Below are 4,375 nucleotides of genomic sequence, written 5' to 3' on the forward strand. Positions count from 1 at the left end.
CCGATGACCAGTTTCACATCGTAGGCTTTGGTATCCAGCAGATATCCGTTTGGTACGGAGATTTCTTTCAGGTATACGGTATCCTGTGTTTTGGTGATCGTAACGCTGGAAGCTCCGTTGGCATCTGTGGCCGGCATCTTTGTGATCAGGTTCTTTCCATCCTTGTCACTGTAAACGCCATAAACTGCACCTGCGATGGCTTTGTTGCTCTTGCGGTCCTTCTTTACGATCTCCAGAGTTGCCTGTTTTACCCATGACACTTTAAAATCTACATACTTCTCATCGGTCACGCCCTCGCCAAATACCAGGGCAAGGTCCTGTGTCTCGCTTCCGGTTGTGATCTTGTAAGCGGAATAGTCTTTGATGATGCTTCCCTTCATGGTAACAGACCATTCCCCTTTGACATCCACTGCCTGTGTCAGCGGTGCAGATAAGTAGAATTTGGTACCGCCGCAGATCTCCACGGATGCACCTGCACTGCTTGTTTTTCCCGTTGTCACATTATGCAGTTTGACACCGGACGGCAGCTTCATGGTGATGGTCTGCAGTTCGGATGCCTTGAAGGTGATCTCTTCTGTTCTCTGGCTGTTGCCGCTGATATATGCGGTAACATTTGCATTGGAGAAACTCATGTCCACTTCCGGTATCTCCGGCTGGCTCATGCAATAATTGTAGAGTTCCATTGCCAGAGCCTGTCCGGTTGCATTCGTACCGGAAAAAGCGTCACTACTGTTATTGGCATAAGACGCAGCCAGATGGACAATGATAAACTGTTTTCCAGCGGAAAAATCAGGATGTTTCTCTGAGAAAAATCCATTTTCGCCGGATGCTTTTGTGCCGTAGTAGCATACTTTTGCCAGTGCTTTGCTGTCACCCAGTTTGGTGATCTTATAAACACCATCCCCAGGTCCTGCTTTTGACGGCTGCACACAGTAGGCAGTTGCAGACACGTTTCCAAATTTTACGGTATATTTATAAGTTACATAGGAACCCAGACCGTAGTCTGCATAATAGTATGCAGCCCCTCTTGTCACATCTACGTCCTGTGTTGCTCTTGTACTGGTATTGACTGCGGTGAATGAAACGGTTTCCCCATCTTCCATTGCCATCAGGTCAATATCCTGTTCCCCTGCCTGCTCCAGAACATCGCTGAGTGTCAGCCCGGATTCTTCATCGGTTGTATTTTCCGTTTCGGATTCCTCTAATGCAGCATCAAACTCGGATTCGGAAAGTCCGTCCTGAAATTCGGGTTCTGTTTCTTCCGGTTCTTCTGTTTCAGATTCAGCTGTCTCCGGCTCAACAATTTCTGTCTCTACAGGCACTGTCTCAGTTTCTTCCTGCGAGGCAGCTTCCTCATCATCAGAACCTGTATCCTCTTCGGTAACTGCCTGTTCTGTCTGCGGTTCACTCTGAGCTGCTGTCACAGGCTCTTTTACGATCAGGTTTCTCCCAATCTGATAAACCGGGTGGTTCTGGTTGACTGGCTCCACATAATAAACGGCATGGTAAGTGTCTGCATGGCTGGTGCTGAAGTTCTCCCCGGCGTCATTCTCTGCTTTCTGGAATGTCACTTTGACTTTGCTTTCGTCCTTGATTTCCAAATTTGTAAAATCCGTGGAAACATCAAAGTCCTGTCCGACTTCCAGCTCCAGATCGGTGGCTTTTACCACTTCATTTTCATCCAGCTGATCCTTTACGGATTCATACGCTGGCGGTTCCGCCGCTTTCGGCTCTTCCGAAGCATACACCGTCAGCGGTGAAATGACCGTGGATAAGATGGTGACTGCCGCCATCACCCCTGAAAGGATTCGCCTGAATCGATATTTACTCTTCATGTTTTCTACCTCTTTCTTCTTTTTCTTCATTTTGCATAAGAACAGCCGGATGTTTCCACCCGGCCTGTCTGTTCTCATTATTCTGTTATCTCGCATCATCTGTCCGTCTTGGATTCTGCAGACAGGCATAGGTACTTTTGTCATACCGCCATGCCTTATCCCCGTCCAGATTGGCAAGCAGATGCTTCCGCACATTTTTGTATTCGTCCCCGATCAATCCGAGGCGGAGCAGAAAGGTGCGGAACGTAAATGCCGGGTTATCCCCGATCTCCGTCTTTTTTGCATGGGTACAAGATTGGTTGATCGCCTGTGCGGATATGGCAAGTGCCAGTGTGATATTCGACCGGACTTTTCCTGCATGGAGGGTGCTTTCAAAACAGCGCCATTCCAGTGTTCCCTTTGAAAAAACAGCGTGTAGGTTTAATGCATAATACCTTGTCCAGTTGTAATGCTCGGAACTTCCGTCATTTCCCTCATACCATGCCCTTTTGAATTTTTCCATTGTAATGGTGCTGTTGGGCATCCTGCGGATCTTCTCCAATACCATAGGACGGACTTTCTGGCAGTACTCATCCTGTCTTCTGGTCTGTACATTCAAGGCTTTGAACAGAATATCCTCTTTGCAGTACATGATCGTCAGTGCATTTTTCAGACTCCTTGGTGTATGGTTGGATGCGTCCACATGGACATGCATGCCACAGGATGAATTGACAAAAGCACCTGCGTTTTTGACACACCGCACCACTTCCTGGAGTTTCCCCATTTCCGAATATTCCAATTTCGGGGATACCATTTCTGTCGAATAATCTCCATCGGCATCTATTACAGTACCATTTGCCAGCCTTTCACAGTCGATACTGCTGTCCCTTGAAAATTTCCACGTTTTTCCATCTAAATCTTTTACACACCAGGAATCGTAAGAACGGATATGATATGGCTCTGTTCCGAACATTCTTCCAATCGCAACAGCCGCATCATAGCGGCTGATACCTGTCATCTCAATCTCTGTACCAAAATACTGGTCTTTTAGGTCGATCTGCTTCACCCACCCTTCGCTTCTGGAACAGGTGAGCCGCTTTGGATCTCTTCATCTACTGCTTTCAAATTTCTGCCTATTGCTTCAATGACATTGACAGTGACACCATTACCGGCCTGCTTGTAAAGCTGGTTATCCGATGTTTCTTTTTCCATCTTGGAAATCTGACCATCCCGATATCCCTGCAGCCGCAGACACTCCCTTGGCGTCAGCCTGCGGATTCTGCCGTGGTAAATCACTCCATGACGGTCAGTTGCCGTAATGGTGAACATTGGCTCTTCCGGTTCTTTCATTCTTCTTCCATTCTGGCGGACTTTTTCCCTGGCTGGTGTCAGCACTGCCCTTGGCGTTTCTTCCACCAGCACCCCGGAGCTTTCGCCCCTGTGGTTATGGATGCTGGAATCCTGTCTGGTATTCAGACATCTTGCAACGTCTGTCACCAGCGGCGGAGGGGAGATATCTACAAAATGCAGTGTTCCCTGCTGGTTTCCGGTCGTCAGGGTATGGGCGATCTCATGCCCGACTCTTCCCCTGCGGCTGTTGATTCCCGGATATCCGAGATCGATGCTGTCCCCCTCGTAGGCCATCTTGTATCCTTTTCGGGTGTTTTCCTTGATTGGGATACCGACTTCGTATAATCCGGTCTTGCCGCCCATACCACCAGCCCCGCTGGTCAGCGTGCAGCTCAGTCCTTCTTCTGCGTAGACTCTTTCTCCCTGTTTGCCAGCATGGACTTGTATAAGAGCTGTTCCATTTGCTTTTGGGAAAGGTAATATTTTTCCGGCACATCTTCCATCAAGATATCCGACAATATACACCCGTTTCCTTGACTGTGGGACTCCGAAATCCTTGCTGTTAAGCACCTTCCATTCGACATGATACCCCAGTTCAGATAGCGTACTGAGGATGGTGTGAAACGTCCGCCCTTTGTCATGCGAAAGCAGACCGGGTACGTTTTCAAGGAGAAAATACGCAGGTCGTTTGTCTGCAACCAGTCTGGCAACTTCAAAGAAAAGGGTTCCTCTTGCATCGGCAAATCCTTCCCTTCGTCCAGCGATTGAGAATGCCTGGCAAGGAAATCCCGCACATAAAAGATCAAAGTCCGGCATTCGTTCTGTTTCAATATTTCTTGCGTCATTGCAGAACCACTCTCCTTCCGTATCAAACAGCACCCGGTAGTTGTGGTCTGCATATGCATCTGCTTCACAGTGTCCGACACAGGTGAAGCCCCCTGCCCTGTGCAGTCCTTCTCGGAATCCTCCGATTCCACTGAACAGGTCAAAAAATCGAATTGTTCCGGCTATCAGCCTCCCTTCGCTGTGAAAAAAACAGTGCAGATTTCTCTGCACCGTTTCCGTCTCTTGGTTTCTGTTTTGTGATGTCTATTCTTCTGATTCCGCTTCCTCTGGCTCAGATTCTTCTGCTTCTTCGGTTTCCAGTTCTGTTGGCTCTGCTTCCGCTGGCTCTTCGTTTTCTGGCTCTGTCGGCTCTTCATCTGCTTCAG

The 4,375-nt window shown here is 48.4% G+C and carries 3 protein-coding genes; all 3 read right to left on the bottom strand.

The features are described 5' to 3' along the window. A partial coding sequence (locus QZ375_RS13375) for a prealbumin-like fold domain-containing protein (protein WP_365729187.1) occupies positions 1–1,835 on the bottom strand: 1,835 nt, incomplete at its 3' end. Between the two features lie 85 nt (positions 1,836–1,920). Further along, positions 1,921–2,880 (bottom strand): amidoligase family protein, encoded by a 960-nt coding sequence (locus QZ375_RS13380; protein WP_295219752.1) that lies wholly within the window; start codon positions 2,878–2,880, stop codon positions 1,921–1,923. Continuing rightward, positions 2,877–4,220, bottom strand: a complete 1,344-nt coding sequence (gene dcm / locus QZ375_RS13385) for a DNA (cytosine-5-)-methyltransferase (protein ID WP_365729190.1) — start codon at positions 4,218–4,220, stop codon at positions 2,877–2,879. The genes QZ375_RS13380 and dcm overlap by 4 nt, the downstream gene beginning before the upstream one ends. Between the last annotated feature and the right edge of the window lie 155 nt (positions 4,221–4,375).

Source organism: Ruminococcus sp. (assembly GCF_019417665.1).
Classification (GTDB): Bacteria; Bacillota; Clostridia; order Oscillospirales; family Ruminococcaceae; genus Ruminococcus_C.